General features: G+C 47.0%; 14 protein-coding genes. 5 read left to right on the forward strand and 9 right to left on the reverse strand.

Going from position 1 to position 19,257, the window contains the following annotated elements:
• Positions 1–314: 314 nt before the first annotated feature.
• Entirely contained in the window at positions 315–545 is a 231-nt protein-coding gene (locus RLO19_RS14250) for a hypothetical protein (protein ID WP_446357358.1), read from the reverse strand.
• A 231-nt stretch (positions 546–776) separates the two neighbouring features.
• Between RLO19_RS14250 and RLO19_RS14255 the strand changes: the two genes are divergently transcribed.
• Positions 777–986, forward strand: a complete 210-nt coding sequence (locus tag RLO19_RS14255; protein WP_446357360.1) for a hypothetical protein — start codon at positions 777–779, stop codon at positions 984–986.
• Positions 952–6,717, forward strand: coding sequence for a translocation/assembly module TamB domain-containing protein (locus tag RLO19_RS14260; protein ID WP_446357362.1), 5,766 nt, complete (start codon positions 952–954; stop codon positions 6,715–6,717). The genes RLO19_RS14255 and RLO19_RS14260 overlap by 35 nt, the downstream gene beginning before the upstream one ends.
• 25 nt (positions 6,718–6,742) lie before the next feature.
• Here RLO19_RS14260 and RLO19_RS14265 read toward each other — a convergent pair whose 3' ends face one another.
• The 8 genes from RLO19_RS14265 to RLO19_RS14300 all read right to left on the reverse strand — a co-directional run bounded on the left by RLO19_RS14265 (position 6,743) and on the right by RLO19_RS14300 (position 15,372).
• Positions 6,743–8,284 carry a DUF3084 domain-containing protein gene (locus RLO19_RS14265; RefSeq protein WP_446357364.1) on the reverse strand — a complete coding sequence of 514 codons (1,542 nt, stop codon included), beginning with the start codon at positions 8,282–8,284 and terminating at the stop codon, positions 6,743–6,745.
• Positions 8,285–8,703: 419 nt separating this feature from the next.
• Complete coding sequence (locus RLO19_RS14270; protein WP_446357366.1) at positions 8,704–9,513, reverse strand: hypothetical protein; 810 nt, start codon at positions 9,511–9,513, stop codon at positions 8,704–8,706.
• A 182-nt stretch (positions 9,514–9,695) separates the two neighbouring features.
• Positions 9,696–10,988 carry an AAA family ATPase gene (locus RLO19_RS14275; protein ID WP_446357368.1) on the reverse strand — a complete coding sequence of 431 codons (1,293 nt, stop codon included), beginning with the start codon at positions 10,986–10,988 and terminating at the stop codon, positions 9,696–9,698.
• 165 nt (positions 10,989–11,153) lie between these two features.
• Positions 11,154–12,092, reverse strand: coding sequence for a type II secretion system F family protein (locus RLO19_RS14280; RefSeq protein ID WP_446357370.1), 939 nt, complete (start codon positions 12,090–12,092; stop codon positions 11,154–11,156).
• A 119-nt stretch (positions 12,093–12,211) separates the two neighbouring features.
• Complete coding sequence (locus RLO19_RS14285) at positions 12,212–13,240, reverse strand: L-histidine N(alpha)-methyltransferase (protein ID WP_446357371.1); 1,029 nt, start codon at positions 13,238–13,240, stop codon at positions 12,212–12,214.
• A 328-nt stretch (positions 13,241–13,568) separates the two neighbouring features.
• Entirely contained in the window at positions 13,569–13,694 is a 126-nt protein-coding gene (locus RLO19_RS14290) for a hypothetical protein (RefSeq protein WP_446357373.1), read from the reverse strand.
• A gap of 111 nt (positions 13,695–13,805) precedes the next feature.
• The gene (locus RLO19_RS14295) at positions 13,806–14,102 is read right to left on the reverse strand and encodes a hypothetical protein (protein ID WP_446357375.1); all 297 of its coding nucleotides are present in this window, start codon (positions 14,100–14,102) and stop codon (positions 13,806–13,808) included.
• Positions 14,103–15,051: 949 nt separating this feature from the next.
• Positions 15,052–15,372, reverse strand: a complete 321-nt coding sequence (locus RLO19_RS14300) for a hypothetical protein (RefSeq protein ID WP_446357376.1) — start codon at positions 15,370–15,372, stop codon at positions 15,052–15,054.
• A 207-nt stretch (positions 15,373–15,579) separates the two neighbouring features.
• Between RLO19_RS14300 and aroA the strand changes: the two genes are divergently transcribed.
• From aroA to RLO19_RS14315, 3 genes are all read left to right on the forward strand, one after another.
• Entirely contained in the window at positions 15,580–16,950 is a 1,371-nt protein-coding gene (aroA, locus tag RLO19_RS14305; protein ID WP_446357378.1) for a 3-phosphoshikimate 1-carboxyvinyltransferase, read from the forward strand.
• A 94-nt stretch (positions 16,951–17,044) separates the two neighbouring features.
• On the forward strand, positions 17,045–18,181 hold the full coding sequence (locus RLO19_RS14310) for a calcium-binding protein (protein WP_446357380.1): 1,137 nt from the start codon (positions 17,045–17,047) through the stop codon (positions 18,179–18,181).
• A 492-nt stretch (positions 18,182–18,673) separates the two neighbouring features.
• Positions 18,674–19,246 (forward strand): hypothetical protein, encoded by a 573-nt coding sequence (locus RLO19_RS14315; protein ID WP_446357382.1) that lies wholly within the window; start codon positions 18,674–18,676, stop codon positions 19,244–19,246.
• Positions 19,247–19,257: the final 11 nt, after the last annotated feature.

Below are 19,257 nucleotides of genomic sequence, written 5' to 3' on the forward strand. Positions count from 1 at the left end.
GATCAGGGCGGGTTTATTGAATTAAGGAGTTTCTCGCCACAGTTAACGTTAAAACCCGCCCCTACAAGTCAATTGGTTTTCTCGGTATCTGGGTTTAACTGTCAAATCCAGAGGTCATAAAACCAACATTTGTGCGATCGCCTCTTCTACTATCTTGGTCTAAAAAGCTTGATGAAGAGGCTATAGGCAGGCACATTTTCCCACGATAAAAAGTATACCATAAAATTGTGCGATCGCATCGTTCGTCGTCATGTCCATGCCAAGTCCTCAGTCAAGATAAACCTGACTAAATTCTACCTGGGAGCCTTCTGCGCTTAAACCAGTTGAGACTCTAATGAACAAACCCGCTCATTTCGGCGGGATACAGTCCTTAATTCATGAGGATAGCGTGGGCGCGGATTATCCACTAACCAGATCGGGGGAACCATCATAGGTTCATAGAAATCAATGGTGTATAGGATTCCCGGTTGCGCTTTCAATTCCACCAGAGATCCAGGTAAATATTCAAATGCTTCATCCCAATCGATCGCTGTATCGACGTTCATAAGATTATATCAATGTGTTTGCCGTAACCTACTTACCAATCTGAGCCGAAAATTTTAGGTAAATTGTTTTTTCTGTATCTGATGATACTTTTTTGCCCTAATACTTGTCTATTTCTGGAGGAATATATTTACAAATCCTGACATTTGGCGATTTCTCGGGCAAGCAACCGCTAACATCTCCCCAGCTCCCAGACGTAGCATGGCACGTCTCTACATGCTCCCAGACGTGCCATGCTACGTCTCTACATGCTCCCTCTTTCCATCTATACCTGTTGGGGGAATTGGCGTATTGTAGTATCGGTCTATAGTAAAGGACTATGCCTTATTGAAATTAGCCATAGCGATCGCACCCACAAAAGAAACGCAACCGCAAGAGAGCATCTATTGCCCGGTGTGAACAACGATCATGACAAATTCACCCCCTCCCAGCAACGAACCTGACTCCAATTCCAACCCACAACCTGAATCTCCACCCCCTAGACAATCGCGACGCCGACGTTGGTTAATTGGGATCAGTATCATCCTACTGGTGGGAATCGCTGGGGGTACGGCTGGGGCGTGGTACTTTATCCAACGGATGTTGGCACCCCTGGTGGCGAGAAACCTTACCCAACTCCTGCAACGTCCCGTGGAAATCGGAGACGTGGAACGCTTTGCCCTGAATAGTTTGCGGTTTGATAGCGCCGCCTTACCCCCTACGGATACCGAACCCGATCGCGCCTCCATTGAAGCGGTGGAAGTTCAGTATGATTTAATACCCCTTATACTCAACCGTCGGTTAGAATTAGAGGTTACCCTAATTGAACCCGATGTCTATATCGAACAAGCCGTCGATGGGTCTTGGATGCCCTTGGAACTCAAAGAAAGAGAACCCGGTCCAATTGAAGTAGATTTACAACAGTTAAGGGTGCGGAATGCTGATGTACAGCTTGTGCCCAGATCACCAGAAGGCAAACCCCAATCCCCTGTCGCGATCGCGATTTCCCAGGGGAGTAGTCAATTCCTACAGGACAATGAAATTATTCGCTTCAATGTCCAAGGGAAAATCGCCAGTGGCGGCACCTTTAACCTGCAAGGGGAACACCTCTTCCCCACTAGCACCACCTACTTACAAGTTAATGGGGAAAATGTCAACGCTAGCACCCTAAATCGCCTGATTCCCCTACCCCTAGACGTGAGTGCCGGTAACGTTGGCGGGGACTTAGAACTCACAATTAAACCCGAACAACTCCGGTTTCTGGGAAATGCTACCCTCAACAACGTAACCGCCAAAGTCCCCCAACTCCCCCAACCCTTTATCAATACCAATGGGCGATTACGCTTCAAAGAGACAACCATTCGCTTAGAAGACGTAACCACCAAATTTGGGCAAATTCCCGCCACTGCCAACGGTACTGTAGATCTAGAGACAGGATTTAATCTCACAGCCCAAACCCAAGCCGTACAGATAAAGCCCGTTTTGCAAACCTTTACGATCAAAGATACGCCCGTTCCCCTGTCTGGAGAAGTCAAAGCCGCCCTGCTAGTCACTGGACCTTTGACCCAACCTGTAGTTAAAGGAGAAGCCGTCACCACGAAACCGACTCAGATTGATCGCGTTACCTTCAGCACAATCCGTACCGATTTTACCCTAACCACACCCGCCCAACCCGAAGATCCGACCCGCCTCGCTATTCGCAACCTGCAAGCCCAACCCATCATCGGCGGCAAAATTACGGGAGGGGGCATGATTGAACTGGGGGAAGAGGGGGGTTTACAACTTACCCTAGAAGCCAGTAATGTCCCCGTCACCCCATTGGCTAAAACCTACAACACCACCCTACCCATTCCCGTCGGTGATCTCTCCGGAACCGCCAAAATATTTGGTCCGTTGGATAATCCTCAAAACATCCGCGCCACCGGAACCGCGACAGTCCAAGCCGCTGGGGGTACAGTAACCGCCACGAATCTGCAAGTTCTGGATAATCGTCTCACCGCCTTAGTCCAAGCCCAAGGGGTGCAACTGTCCCAACTCGCTGATGTCCCGCCGCAATTTCAGGGGACAGTAGCGGGTCAGTTTACCCTATCAACCCCCTTGGACGAGTTTGCCCTATCCCAGATTCGCGCCCAGGGTAGCGGACGCCTGAATGTGGCGGGGGGAACGATTGGAGTGGAGAATATTCAACTGTCTCAAGGTCGCTGGCGGGCTAATGTTGATGCCAATGGGGTGCAGTTGGGAGAGTTAGCCCCGCAAATTCCGGAAGCCCTGCAAGAACCAATCAACGCGACGTTTGCCCTTTCGGGTTCTCTGGCAGATCCTTCAGTTTCCGCGATTACTGGACTCGGTGAAGTGACGCTGACGGCGGCTGGGGGACAGATTAATTTAGAGGAGGTGACTCTAAAAAATGGTCGCTGGCAAGCCAGGATAGACGCGAATCAGATTCAGTTGGCACAGTTGGTGCCTCAATTACCCCCTCAACTCCAGTCTCCCTTCAGTGGTAAGTTCTTGGTGTCTGGGTCAATGGATGAGTTTTCACCATCGACGATTAATGTAGCTGGTGAGGGACAGCTAAATGTGGGTGGGGGAACCGTTCAGGTGTCGAATGTGGATGTAAATGCCGGTCGCTGGCAAGCTACGGTGGCGGCGAATCGCGTGCGACTGGCTAGGGTAGTGCCGGATTTACCGCCGCAATTGTCGGGAAATTTAACTGGAATCATGAATCTGTCTGGGACTGTGGAGCAGGTGGCGCTGGAAACGATTCGGGGAGATGGGAATGCTTTAATTAGCCTGGCAGGGGGTGTTGTCAGGGCAAGGGATATTAATCTCGCCGCCGGACGCTGGCAGGCAGATGTACAGGCGGCGGGGCTGGATTTGGACAGGTTAGTGCCGGATTTACCGCCGCAATTGGCTGGGGCGTTTAGTGGGAATTTTGATCTATCGGGGTCTGTTGAGAAGGTGGCACTTGATCAGATTCGAGCCCAAGGTCAGGGTAGATTAGCCGTGGCGGGGGGTACGGTGAGGGCAACGGGGGTGCAGTTAAGTGATGGGACGCTACAAGCAAGGCTGGCGCCGGAAGGGATTGAATTGGCACGGTTTGGGGAACAGTTATCGGGAACTGTCAGCGGAAATGTAGATGTATCAACCAGTCTGGAGACATTGACCCCGGAAGCGATCGCGCGATCGCTTTCGGCTGCTGGTCAACTGCAATTTAGTCAAGGACTTGCTCTGATTGACCGTCCCCTAAGTACCACATTTCGCTGGACAGGTCAAGGGATAGACCTGCAACAGTTAACCGCTGAGGGACTGTCTGCCAGTGGTTTTATTGGCGTGAATCCCGCCCAGTTGGATCAGGGAATTGGGGCGATAGGAAATTTTAACCTAAATCTGGCGGCAAATAATTTGGATTTAGCCGAACTCTCGGCGTATTTACCCCCAGCTGCAGCGGATGTGGATGTGGCGGGATTGGCGGATTTTACGGGTACTATCGCGGGGAATCTGACGAATCCCCTTGTTCAGGGGAATGTCGAACTGGAGGATTTTGCTGTTAGTGGTTTGGCATTTGAAGAAGAACTCGCAGGTCCAGTGACGGTGATACCCGGAGAAGGGGTAGAACTCAATCTGCAAGGTGAGACCGATCAGATTGAATTAGCCCTAGGATCAGATTATCTGCCCGTATCCTTTAACATTCGTCGGGGGGACGCGATCGCCACCGGGACACGCCAGGGTGATGTGCTACGGGTGAATGCCGAAAGTATTCCTATTGCTTTAATTAAAGATATCGCCCCGGTTCCTGTCGCCCTGCAGACTCAACCCTTGGTGGGTGATATTTCCGGTGAACTGGCGATCAATTTGAATACCTTTGACGTGGCTTTAGACCAAGTAGAATTAACAGGTCCAATTTTTGGCAGTCGTTTGCCAGGGGAAGCGGCACCAGGGGAAAATCTGTATAGCCTATCGGGTCGAATTACCCAAACGCCCACGGGACCTCAATTTCAAGGGACGCTGGATATTGAACAGGGACAACTGGAAACCTTGGTAGCGGGCTTACAGTTAATCGATTTAACCACAACACCACCCACCACCCCCACCGCACCCTTGGATATCGCCCAAGTGGGAATGCCCCAAGCTAAATTGCAAACTCAACTGCGCCGACTTGCAGAAATTGAAACCCTGCTGCGACAGCAGCAACAGGCGGAGGAAGAAGGGTCAATTCTGCCTGATTTAGAGGAGTTAGATGGCACATTTAGTGGTGAGGTACGAATTAGTGGCTCGTTGGCATCGGGAATTAATGCCAAATTTGACCTCCAGGGACAAGACTGGGAATGGGGTGATTATCAGGTTAACCAGGCAACGCTTCAAGGCAGTTTCCAAGAGGGAGTACTGACTCTGCTGCCGATAACCTTACAATCGGGAGAGAGTTTTGCCACATTTTCTGGGACTATCGGTGGAGAGACGCAATCGGGTCAGTTACGCCTAGAAAATTTCCCCATCGCCCTAATCCGAGACGTAGTGGATTTGCCGCCTGCGATCGGTCCTATTAGTGGGAGTTTGGACGCTACAGCAACTCTTTCGGGGAGTTTAGCGAATCCCCAAGCCAGAGGATCAGTGACGGTAACCGACGCGACGCTGAATCAAGAACCCATTGAAACCTTGCAGGGGAGTTTCAGTTACAGTGATGCCAGGTTGCGGTTCTTAGCCGAAAGTATACCCACAGACGAGGGTGAACCTCAATTAGTGGTTCAGGGAAGTATCCCTTACCAGTTACCCTTACCAGACGCCGTCGCCCCAGAGAGTGAGGAACTCCGCCTGAGTGTGAATGTGGAAGACGAGGGGCTAGCTTTATTGAATATCCTCACCCGCCAGCAAGTTGTCTGGAGAGGGGGAACCGGAAACGTTAATTTGGATATTCAAGGCAACTTTAACCAAGAACAAGGGCGTCCCACAGGAGTGAGGGCAGCGGGAGTTGCCATCGTGGAAGGGGCAACAATCGCCTCGCAAGCCCTACCCGAACCCCTGACTGATGTGACGGGGGAAATTGAGTTCAACTTTGACCGGGTTGATGTGAATGGCTTGACGGCGAACTATGGTGGCGGTCAAATTACCGCAGCAGGAACCCTGCCTATCTCTGAACCTATCCCTCAAACCAATCCACTCACGGTAAATATTGGGGAACTGGCAATTAACCTGAAAGCCCTATATCGAGGTCAGATCCAACAAAGTCAGGTGGTGCTAACTGGGACAGCGTTGAATCCCACGATTGGTGGTGAAATTAACTTAGTTGATGGTACTGTACCACTACCTGAGCAAGATGGCGGTGCGGTAACTGGTGTAGGAACTGGGGGTGACACAGAGGAGGGTATTGTTTTCGAGTTTAATGACTTAAAAATTACCCTGGTGGAAGATATTCAAATTAGAAAGGCACCGATTTTGAATTTCCTTGCCCAAGGGACTCTAACACTGAATGGGACTTTAGATGATTTGAGACCCGACGGCGTGATTCGCCTGCGGCGGGGTCAGGTGAATTTATTTACGACTCAATTCCGGTTGGCGCGGGGGTATGAACAGACGGCTGAATTTATTCCCAGTCAAGGACTTAATCCCTTTTTAGATGTACGGTTAGTTGCATCAGTGGCGGAAGCCACCCAACGGCGACTCCCTACTACCGCCCAGACGGCGGAAATTGCGGATGTGCCGGAGTTTGAGTTGGGTACGGTGCAAACAGTTCGGGTTGTCGCCCAGGTGGAAGGATTGGCGTCTCGACTGGAGGATCAGTTGGAATTGACGAGTACACCGGCACGCAGCGAAGCCGAAATTGTGGCGCTGTTGGGTGGGGGTTTTGTGGATACCTTAGGGCGAGGGGATAGTACGTTGGGGTTGGCGAATTTGGCGGGTTCAGCGGTGTTGGGACCGGTGGGTAATTTTATTGCGGATACGTTACCGTTGAGTGAGTTTCGTCTGTTTCCGACGATTATTCCCGATGATGAAAAACGGAGTTCGAGTTTAGGGTTTGCGGCTGAGGCGGGGATTGATATCACGCAAAGTTTCTCGGTTTCGGTGTTGAAGGAGTTAACCACTGGGGAACCGTTCCAGTACAACCTGCGCTATCGAGTGAATGATGATGTGCTGTTGCGGGGGGGGACTGATTTTTCGGAAGATAGTTGGGCGATTATTGAATATCGGCGGCGATTTTAGCCGTTTTGAGTTATAATCAATGAACTTAAGTGCTAAACAAGACCTGTCCATTCTGAATCGCGACTAACTGCATTTTCAACGGTCCGGCTGTAGAGGTTTGGTCTTGGGCAATAGCTCTCACCGCCAGAGGTTGCTCAGATTCCGCCAACTGTTCAATAAAGCGAATCAGGGTAGAAGGATCACCATCTGCAACTTGAATCGAACCGAGGACTCCAGCCCGACGGGCGCGAAACTGAGAGGCGGCGAGTAACTGGTCAATGCGCTGTTGCACCGCTTTATTCGTCAGAGTTGAAGCATCGACAGAAATTGCGGCTAACACCTCCCCTGGTTCAAACACCACTTGATTGAGCGCTGCATCGGCAAAAGCTTGAATGGGTTTTTCCCCAACCACATAGTTTCCAGCGGAGAGAATTCGCACCACATAGTCTTCACCACCTTGAATTTGCTCGATTAACTGTTCGGCTTGGGCTTGAGTAATTTGAATCAGGGGTTCGTTTGGTTCCTCAGATCCCGGCAAAATAATGTCAGTGGCGGTTCGATTGGCTTCCCGCAGGAGTTGATCAACCGCCTCAGATGCGGCTGAGGGTTCAACAATACGCACCACGCCAAATGCCAGCACTTGACCACGCAAAATTGCCACATTGCCCTGACGTAGGGCTTGATAGTTCTGATAATACTGCTCCAGAATATCAACTTGCCGTTCTAAAAACGTTAGTTGTTGTTCTTGATCTTGTAGTTGTTGGTTGCGTTGAGCGATGAGGAGTTCCCGTTGGGCAAGTTCCTCTTCCAGTTGATCCAAGCGAACTTCCCGTTGTGCGATCGCCTCTTGGAGTTCGGCTTGCAGTTCTTGAAGACGGGCTTCCCGTTGTGCGATCGCCTCTTGGAGACGAGCTTGTCGTTCAGCAATGGTTTCAATAACTTTATCTTTTTGGGCGAGTTCCTTCTCTTTTTCTGTCAGTTGTTGATTTCTCTGCTGGAGTTGCTGGTTTTTTAGCGCCAGTTGCTGGCTAGTTTCCTCCAGTTCCTGATCCCGTTGAGCCACTAACTCTTTAAGCTGACTAATTTCTGCCTTAAGTTGATTTCGTTGCTCAATTAACTGCTGACGTTCAGCCAACAGCGACTGAATTTCGGAACGTAGATTACTTGCCTGTTTCGAGATATCTCGCAGTTGAGCTTGAGCCTGCTGAAAATTGCTGTTGAGTTCATTCAGACGCTGTTGCACTTTGGCTTGCTCGGCTCTGGTTTGAGCGAGTTCGTTCTCTACTTGCTGTTTCTGGGCATTTAGAGTTTCCACATCCCGACGCGCATGTCTAAGTTGTCGCAGGATGTTATCCAGTTGAAACACCCCTTCCCGCAGGGATTCACTCAAACCGAATAGAATACCCAAAGTTGAGGCAGAAATCAAACATCCGGTCATAATCGTAACCACCGTCGCCGTTTTGCGAGGACGTAAGTTAAATAAACTCAGCCGCGCCTTGCCGACTTTCGTACCAATGCGATCGCCTAAGGTGGCGAGGACTCCTCCCAACAGTAATATTGCCACGATCAGGATGTAAGCGCTGGTCATCACGGTGCTGCATCTGTCCAGATACAGCCTATCTTATGGCTGAGGCGGATTATATATTTTTTTTGTTGATGGTTCATTGTTCATGGTTCATTGGGATTGGAGAAATTATTCCCCATCTCCCCTGCACCCCTGCACCCCTGCACCTCTGCACCTCTGCACCCCCGCCCCCCCGCATCTTTGCTCAGATTGTGCATAAGGTATACAGAGGCGAAGGAACATCGCCACAAATTGCAGGAACTGGTACAGCAGCAAACCCAAGACGCGATCGAATAATTAATTGGTGACCGAAAAATTGGGTCAGATATTTTTTGTCCTTTGTTTTTTGTCCTTCGTCCAATAGCCTTTATATCATGCCCGACTGTGTAATGAGTTTATTATACCTGTAGTTATTTGGCAAGCCACATTAACCTTTTTCATTTCTACCAAGTGAGTGCTTCTGGCGCTAAATCAAATAACTCTTTTAACTCCCGGATAACCTGTTGCTGACGCTGCATTTCTTTCCAAATCGTAGGATGTTGCATTCTTTGTAATGCTGTAATCATAGGAGTGAGTTGCTCTGAAGGGGTATCTGTTTCCTTTTTCTTAATATATTCACCCAATCTTGCCCGATAGTTGTAGAACGCTTCTTTTCTAGCTTCGACTAGATAATCTCGGTCATTTAAGCGTAATACCTCAATCGTATAGTCTGCTCGTTGACAACCTTTTGAATCTAGAGAATATCTGGGTAAAAAATAGAATGTATCAATTAAATCAATCTCCAAAAAATCCAACGGATCTTCCTTTCGCGGATCGATAAGTACTGGCTCTCCCTGTTCTGGCTCAACCATGGGTTCGCCCCGTCTTCGCGCAACTTCCTTAACTTGACCCGTTGTATCAGAGAAAACAGCGTACTTATTATTTTTGCCGCCATTACATTGACCGCAAGCATATAAATAATTTTCCCAGACAAAAACGGCTTCAGGATATAGATCCTTGGGTTTAATATGCTCCACTTCATCAGCGACAGAATCTTCACAGTAACCACAGCGACGAGCGGCACAGCACATTTGGGTTAAAGTTTGACGCACTTGGCGAAAGGTGGGGTTTGTTGGTTTGTTATGTCGGGCAAATGCTTTTTTTCCCTTAGCAACTCTTTCGGCGTAATCTTTTAGACCGTTAATTTCATTTTGCCAGGTATTTAATTGATTTTGAGCATTTTTAGGTAAATTTTGCTGGGGAAGTCGTATCATCCTTTATTTATACTATGTTGTGACATTTAGGATTAGAAAGCGGATGTTATGGGCGCACGTCGGTGCGCCCCTACGGTTTTTGGGTGTGAGTGTGTGAGTGTTATCCATCCAATTTAGGTGTGCTATGCCCATGTGGTAGGAAAAGCCGCCATAGATACTATATATAAATAATGAACATTTCATTAACCGAGTATATGGGGTGAAGTTGGCATCATTACCCGCAGTTTTTCTTGCTCATTTCGCTCATCTTCACTTAGTTGTTCGTGTAGTTCTTTCCGATTCAATTCAGCCAACCGTTGTAACCGCTTTTTTGATTCGTCTGAGCGCGTCACATCTGCACCAAATGCTTCTGTACCATAAGCATCTAAGACATTACCATAAAGTAAGCGATCTAAATCTTTCCCCCTTACCATAGCCCCTGATTCATTACTACCTGGTTTAGGTAAACGCCAGACTGTTCCCACGGTTGCGGCTTGGCAGATTAGGGGACTATGGGTTGTAACAATAAATTGAAGATTGGGAAAATGTTCCCGAAACCAAATCCCGATTCGCCGTTGCCAGGTAGGATGAAGGTGAGCATCAATTTCATCGATGAGAACAACACCAGGAGGAATAATTTTTGTTTTGTCATTGGGATCAAAAATAGATTTATAGCCATAAACTCTAGTAAGTTGGCGAATCAGTTCAAAGGTTAGGCTTAAAATCGAGCGATACCCATCACTCAATTCCTCAACTGGCAATCGACAACCATTGCCATCAACAAATTCAACACCTTTAGAGGAAACGTGTTCCAGACGCGCTTGATGCGGCAGAAATTCACTTTGATTGACAAACTCTTTCACCGAATCAATCAGGTTTCCTTCTGGATCACCTTCGAGTTTCTTGAATTGTAAATCTTGCAGCCACTGTAAACATTCAGTTAAAGCTACATCTTCCCCAAACAACGATAAGTGTGCCGCTACTTTAGGGTTAGAGGAGAATAGTTTTTCATAATCTTTATCCCCACCCCTGAAGCGTCGAAAGGGACCAAACCCAGCCGAAAACCAGCAAGCTCTTTTTCCCCATAAACCTCGTCTAGGATTATACCCGTCTACTTCTGGATCGTCTATTTTGACATCATTTTTGCTCTTGATAAATTGAAGCAAAACAGGAAAACCGTGGAATCCAATCGATTTATACCCTCCAGGTATTTTGTCAAAACGGCTATCATACAATAAATGGACATAAATTTCTCCAGAATTTTCATTGTCTCCATAGTCTTCATTTTTGTTTAACCACTCATTCCAATTTAGCCGAAGCGCAATAGCATTACTTGGACCAAACAAAGCTAATGCAATAGCACGTAATAAAGTTGACTTACCTGAACCATTGTCGCCAATAACTACATGCCACCCCGCACAATGTTCTAAACTTATCTTCCAATATAAATTTTTAATTGAGCGGATATTAATCATTCCAATTTCATTAATATACATAATCCCTTCATTTAATTTATTGTCGGATAGGTATCCTTCCCACCGAAGCCAATGGTGCAAGAACTGAGATCTACAGTAGCTTATGCGATCGCGCCTTTCCACCAATCCCCCGAAACCCTCTGCGTACCTCTGCGCTTCCCTCTGCGTACCTCTGCGTTGAAACATTCACTCTGGGAAAGAATCCAGCAGCACAGATATCCCTCGCACACCCACCACCGCCACCAAACTCCCCATCACCACAAGGCTTAAAAGTCGTAAACTAACCTGTAGCGATCGCAGTCGTTGTTCCAACTCGCTGTCATAGTGTTGGGCTAAGGTTTCCAGCGTCTGATCTAAGGTTCCGCTTTCTTCCCCGGTGCTAATCATCTGTAGCGCTGTAGGGGGTAATTTACCCTTAAGACTCTGACTCAAAGGTTGACCCATGCGGACGCGCCTTGTAGCCCAGGATAGTTTAGCTTTCATTACCGTATCTGGGATATGCTCTCGCAGTAAATCCAAGGCGGTGAGGAGAGATACCCCACAACTTAACGGTAATCGTAACTTAGCTAGATACAGGAGCGATCGCGCCTGCACAATTTTGCCAAAAATAGGTAGCCGCCTCACCAGTTGCAGCCACAAAGGACTAGAAAAGCGAGATACCAGGACGATCATCACCCATAATAGCAGCGCGATCGCTAACCCTCTTAACCAGAATTCTGGCTTAATAATTCCGGTTGGATTGGGGTTAAAAATAGCCGCCGTTAACACCAAAAATCCCCAAATTGTCGCCATAGCTGAACGTTTTACCGACCCATATAATCCTTCTTGTCTCCCTTGCGTTTCAGCGTCTTGGGCGAGCATTTGACAGGTTTGGGGGAGAGAACCGCTATATTCAGCTAAACGGATTAAGCTAATCGTCCAACGGTTAAAATAACCGCGTTCACAGGTTAAGGCGGTGGCGAAATCTTGACCCGAACCTACGGCGAGACTGACTTTTTGTAAATAGCGTTTAACCGCTGGGTTTAAATCGTTTCCCACTAGGGTTAAGCTTTGCTGTAGATTTATACCAGAATTGAGTAATTTAGCCAGTTGGTAGAAAAACTTAGCATTTTGGCGATTTTTCATTCGTTTTTTGTCCTTCGTTATTCTTCCTTGGTCATTTGTCCCTATCCAGATTTATTTCTCCCTTTATAATCTAGTCCGTGCAGGTAGACTTTTTTTATGTAGCTGTGACTTCCAGGAATCTATTGCTCATTTTCACAAATTACCATAATATTCGATAAATATTGGTCAGTCTTGTAGTGAAAAAGTCGGAGTCCAGCCTGTTCTATTTCTTGCAGCAGTTCATGAATTTCAAACTTATGCTGTCTCCAAATCGTAATCTCTTCCCCTTCAGCCATTTCAATAATCCTATCCCCTCCCATTAACCTGAAATTTATCCGATAGTTCTGACGGAATTTAATCGTCGCGACAATACTATCTGTTTTATGCTCATACTTTCGCACCAGTTCACAATCTTCAGCTTGAATCCCCAGCGCAGTTTTCACCCAAGCATAGACTTGATCCACATGATACTTTAAACCCCCTCTCACCGTTCCATCCCATTCAGAGTTAGAACCAATTTCGTTGGTGAATACCAGGACATCATGCTTGCCCATGCTGTCTCTAAAATTTTGCAGGACGGCGGTTCTATTATGATGATTACCCATGGTTACACCTAAATGTAAAATGACTTGGGCGGTGTCGTCAGTTTTTAGGTTAACCTGATGGTTTAACAAGGTTTTGGATAATGAATTATTTTCTATGTCAATCGTGTCGCTGATAAACTCGATATTAGGAAACCATTCTTTTATATTTTGCTGGGATACCTTCAGTAGGTCTTCGCTAATGTCTAAGGCGATATATCGATTGATTCTGCCCAAGCGATTCAGCCGACGAATAAAATCTTTAACGGGATAGGAATTACCCGCGCCGACATCGATAATATTAACGGTTTTGACAGCTTGTATTTTGCGGGTGATGATTTCAAAATTATCTCTTAACAGGTCAATTTCTCGATTAGAGGGTCGATACCAGCGTGGACGCAAATAGTTGAGATAAAACTTATCCCAGATAGTTGCGCCTTGACCTTTGTAGGAATATTTGAGGCTAATTTCGCGTCTAGTGGCTAATATTTGAATGATATCTAAGATTTCGGTGTCTGAGAAAATTGAGTAAAATTCAGCACTAGGCTGGGCTGTATGAAGGATAGGATATTGCTGAGATTTAGACATTGATGTTTCCCTGATCATATTTCTTCAAACTATATTTAAATAATAGGGCACGGCAATGTTCTATACCCAAGAAACCCCCTTTTTGCCCCGGCGAGGAGGAAGTCGCAGCTACACAAACTTTCGTCCGCCTGCGCGGACTGGATTATAAAGGGGGTGGCTAACTCGAATTTGGTATGATTTAGTAGGGGTACGATATTATCGTGCCCTGATCGAGTTGTAGGTTGGGTTGACCTAGAAAACAAAAAAAATTAAGTGATAAAGCTCTTACTACTAATTCAATTGGGGGTTGGCGATGGGACGTTTATGGCGAAGACAGCGCAACTACAAACTAAATTCGCTGATGGATTTCCTCTAAGAGTTGCTGCGCGGCGGCTTGCAGTTTACCACGATTATAAGCTTGGAATGTTTCTAGGGCGGCGCGGGTGAGGGTTTCGGCTTGGTTTAGGGGTTCCAAAATATGCGATGTCTCGTCTCTATATTCGGTGCATCTTGTCCATTTTATCGGGTCAATTCGTAAGTAAGCGCGGATGATATCCAGGGTTTCTTCAGCACTATCAACCGTTTGTCAGAGTTGGCGGAAGTGGGTTAAGCCGAGGGTGTAGTTTGTTTGAAATTGGCTGATTTGTTCCGATAAGTTAGAATCGTCCGCCAGTTGATGGAAGCGTTCAGCGTAGACGAGGGCGAGGGCGATATAATCATACCCCAGGTTCTTTTTGTAGTCGTTGTTGGTATTAGGCTGTTTCACCAACCGTTCCGCATAATCCGCAACTCGTAAAAACACCGGGAAACGAGTATCCCCCAATACCTCCCCTGCTCCCCCTGCTCCCTCTAGATTTTTTATGGGGAGAATGTCGATTGCCATGGTCAATCCGTCCTGATGCTTAGTCTGATTGTAGATGATTTGGGGAAATCGGGTGTAGGGGCGTTATATTTTTTTAACGCAGAGGGGTGCAGAGGGATTGGACAGATTGGGAAATAATGGGAAGATTATGAATTGATTGGTAATTAGATTGATTCTCTGTTTTTGTCCGATGTTTTATCCGATGTAGGGGCGGGTTTAGACGCTTAATTTTTGGATCACTGATAACGTTTCAGCAAAACCCGCCCTGACCTTAACCTTAATGCGATCGCAGATTGGAAAAACGCAAGGAAACCCAACAAAATATAGGCTGATGATACAAACAGGTAAGCGCACGTCGGTGATAGGGCGCACGTCGGTACGCCCCTACGTAAGGGGTTTGCGGTTGGATTAAAAATGAGGTCATCAATGCGAATTTTATATGATGACATTTCAATATGTTGGTGGGCTACGGCGGATATTGAATTGAATGGTTGTCTCCTAACTTTAACACCGCCTAACCCACGATGGCGGACTGACACAGCTAAAATTGTGGAATAGATTTGACTTTTAAACCGGGCGCAAGCCTTGCGCCCCTACAGTTTTCGGGCGTAAGATTAATTCATCAAATAAGGTGTGCCACGCCACTACGATATCGGTGGGTTACGGCGGATATCAAATTGAATGGTTATCTCCTAAATTTAACACCGCCTAACCCACCCTACGATTCACAAATTGACAATGGATAATGAACAATGGATAATGAACTATCCTTAAAAGAAGAGGATTGAAATTAAGGAAAATCTTTTTAAATTTCTTCGTAAACGAAGAGGTCTTAGACCCAATTACTCAATTGTCAATTATCAATTATTAATTATCCATTGATAACGGTTTTCAGACTATCTTCTAAATCCTTGAGTAAACGGTCATCTTTGCGTGACCACCACCCTGGTTTAATCACTTGACGACAAATTTATTGACCAATTAAGACGACAACTTCGGCGTAACCGATATTATAACGGTCGAGGGCGGTTGCGGTGTCAATCCAGATTACGGTATAGTTATCAGCTAAACAATGTTCAACGCGATGTAATTCTGTGGTTTTACCGCTACCTGTGTGACCCGAAAGTAAAAAATTTGCGGGGTCATCTTCCATTTCCAAGGCGTTGACTAAATGCTCAACAGGACTATCTGCTCGCGAAACGTAAAAATCCTGAATATCTTCAGCCTTTTCCAGCGGTTCTTCAGGTTTAAACAGTTGATAAACGGGTTTCCAAAAGTTTGGGTTAGTCATTGGTAAAACAAGAGGGAACAGGACATAGGGAATCGGGAATTCATCATTTGGGCGGGGCGGGTTTAGTGACATTAAGGCGGAAAAAAACGATAGTTGTGAAACCCGCCCCTACATACGAATCATGGATCATTCATCATCTCCCCCATTCCCCCGATACAATTATCTTTGATACAATTCTAAGTCCCTCTGTTAAACCTCCCCATACCTATGCCCGTTACGGTTGTCACCCTGAAGCAAATCGAAACGCAACTTGATTTGATCATCACCCGCCCGCCATCGGGATTGTTCCTGAAAGGAAATCTACAGGTTCCCGGTGATAAATCTATCTCCCACCGTGCTTTAATGTTGGGTGCGATCGCGCAAGGGGAAACCCGCATCCAGGGACTCCTATTGGGGGATGATCCCCGCAGTACCGCCGTTTGTTTCCAAGCTATGGGTGCAAACATCTCTGAACTTAACGCCGCAGAGGTTATCGTTAAGGGCGTGGGCGTGGGAGAATTACAAGAACCTCTGGATATCTTAAATGCGGGTAACTCTGGGACTACCCTGCGGCTAATGCTGGGACTTTTAGCCTCTCACCCCGGACGCTTTTTTACTGTAACCGGAGATAAATCCTTGCGATCGCGCCCTATGTCTCGTGTGGTGCAACCCTTGCAACAAATGGGTGCCCAAATCTGGGGGCGTGGGAATGGTTCATTAGCCCCCCTAGCAATTCAGGGACAACGCCTCAACCCAATTCACTATCATTCTCCCATCGCCTCTGCCCAAGTTAAATCCTGTATTCTATTAGCAGGGTTAATGGCAGACGGGGACACAACGGTAACAGAACCCGCCCTGTCTCGTGACCACAGCGAACGGATGCTTAAGGCGTTTGGTGCTAAGATTACCGTTGACCCAGAAACCCACAGTGCTACAGTCACGGGTCCGGCGCAACTCCAGGGACAAACGGTGATTGTTCCGGGTGATATTAGTTCCGCCGCCTTTTGGTTAGTCGCTGGGGCGATTGTCCCGGATTCTGACTTATTGATTGAAAATATCGGTGTTAATCCCACCCGCACGGGTATCTTAGACGCCCTAGCGATGATGAATGCGGATATTCAGTTGGAGAATCAACGGGTAGTCGCCGGAGAACCAGTTGCTGATATCCGAGTTCGCTATAGTCGTCTCAACGCTTGTGAAATCGCTGGGGATTTAATTCCCCGTTTAATTGATGAGATTCCCATTTTGGCAGTTGCGGCTGTTTTCGCCCAGGGAACCACCGTAATTCAAGACGCCGCAGAACTTCGGGTTAAAGAAAGCGATCGCCTCGCGGTTATGGCGTCTCAGTTAAACCGTATGGGAGCAAAGATTACCGAACTCCCCGATGGGTTAGAAATCACTGGAAACACCCCCCTAACTGGTACAGAGGTTGACAGTCATACGGACCACCGGATCACCATGAGTCTTGCGATCGCGGCTCTCAACGCCAAAGGAATTACCACCATCCACGGTGCAGAAGCCGCAACCATTTCCTATCCCGACTTTACCACCACATTACAACGTCTGTGCAATAGGGGCAGTGCGGAGCAACTTGTTTAAATCTTGGCACAGACTAAGCCAGTGAAGCGAGGTTTTTATTAAATTTAATTAACTTCGCATTTACTAATTTTTTAGTCTGATAGACTCTGACAAAGTGAAATTCCTGATTGAGCAATCCATTGAACCCGATCAAATTTTCGCCCTCGACGGCAATGATGGCATCTTTAGTCTTGATGGCGACGATACAGTCTTTGGCGGCGGTGGCGTTGACGTCATCATTGGTGGTGGTGGCAATGACGTACTCAATGGAGACGGTGGCGCTGATGTTATTTTCGGTGACTCTCAAATCTTTGGCATCGGCGGGAATGACCTAATCAATGGTGGCGCTGGCGCTGATGTTATCTTTGGTGAAGCTGGCAATGACACCATTAATGGTGGCGGCGGAGCTGACAACATCAATGGTAATGATGGGGATGATTTGCTCCAAGGTAACAATGGCGCTGATGTTGTCTTTGGTGGCAATGGTAATGATATTATCACGGGTGGTGCTGGCGCTGACCGACTTTTTGGTGAGGATGGGAATGATATCATTCAGGGTGACGCTGGCGCTGATGTTATCAATGGCGGGTTAGGTAATGATACACTCCTGGGCGGAGCTGACGATGATTCATTTTTTTCGGGTTCTGGCAATGATCAAGTCTTTGGCGGAGATGGTAATGATCGTGCTGACGGTGAAGCTGGGGATGATATCCTCAATGGCGACAGTGGCAACGATACCCTCTTTGGTAGCCTAGGGAATGACACCCTGAATGGGGGCAATGACGAAGATATACTCGTTGCTGGGGTTGGCAGTGACTCTCTCGATGGCGGCGATGGAAATGATGTGCTGATTGGCGTTGACCCCTTTGTCCCAGCATTTGGATTTGGTGGTACGCCTATCAACCCATTGGCTCCCTTCGAGCGGGATACTCTCACTGGCGGTCAAGGAGAGGATACATTTGTCCTGGGTGACGATGGTACTGTAGTCGGTATCGAACGGGGAGAGCCGGAACTCTACTATGTTGGTGGCGGTAATGCTGACTTTGCCTTGATCACTGACTTTACTTTAGGTCAAGACACAATCCAACTGGCTTCGGATACCTTGTTTAATGATCTGGAGTTTGGTTTCTCTAGTGGTGGTTTCCTCCCGCCAGGGGCGACGATTTCTTTCCAAGGCGACCTAATTGCGATTATTCAATCCTCCGTTTCACCTTCTGCCCTGAATAACCCTGTACACTTCGTTAACGCCTAGAAAAAAAACGAAGTGGTTGAAAACGCTGAGCTTGACGGTTACCGAAAACCCCACACAGACAATCCCTCTCAACTAATTTCTCAGACACTTCCCAGACTCTCATCCTCGGTTTCCGTAGACTCGAACGCCCCATCCTAGCTCCTGACTAGGGTGGGATTTCGATATAGCAGGACAGATTCTATTTAATTTATTGACACTATACTGGTTTTGTGGATGAGACTCAGGTGGCAGATGAAATTCCCTATTCTCACGTTGACCAAATCGGTGGTCTAGCAGGTAAGCTGAAGGCAGTCTCAGAATGGGCTGAGCTGGGATTAGTCTAATTCTCCAACATTCCTCAGTCAGGTGGGAGAGCAAGATCACCAATTTTTTGGCGGAGGCGCTATATTATAAACTCTTGCATTCTACTCCACTATCCTTATGAACTATACTTTGGCACAATTGGTCAAATAACTCCCCTAGAATGGTTTTTTTACTAAAAACGTTGGACTTATGCGCCAAAATAACCAGACATTGCGTTTGCAACTGAACCACTACCGCTCCTATATTGCCATTTCCTGCGAGGATATGGAAGTTGGGTTTTGTACGCCAGAATTTGCGACGAAGATGGTCGAAATCTTTAATGAGTACGAAAGACTCCATGAAGAAAATGAAATGTTAAACAAAGCCTTAAAATTAGCCTGTATCGATTTGCTTAAACAAGCTGGGATTAGCATAAATCATCTCGACAGGCGCGTCCAGGACTATCTAGACAGAGCTAAACGTCCGGAACATGGAACTCGTGCGATCGCGTTTTTGCTGCGGGAAAGACAACAAGCCCTGGATATCAGTAATCGAGAATTTGTCCGGTTTTGTGCTTCTTACAAATTAGCGCCACAACAGCTTAAAGATATATTCCAAGGTAAGGATATTCCCGATAGCCAACTGAAGTCCTTATCCCGGATTTTAGGAAAATCCGTGGACGAGATAATAGAAGTACGTGATGGCTTCAGTGATAGTGAACTGAATCGATTGGCACGCATTTTGGGAGTGACTACAGAAGAATTTACTCAGGTATTGGGGTAAAAATTGTTCAT

The sequence above is a fragment of the Coleofasciculus sp. G2-EDA-02 genome (genome assembly GCF_040226375.1).
Taxonomy (GTDB): Bacteria; Cyanobacteriota; Cyanobacteriia; order Cyanobacteriales; family Coleofasciculaceae; genus Coleofasciculus.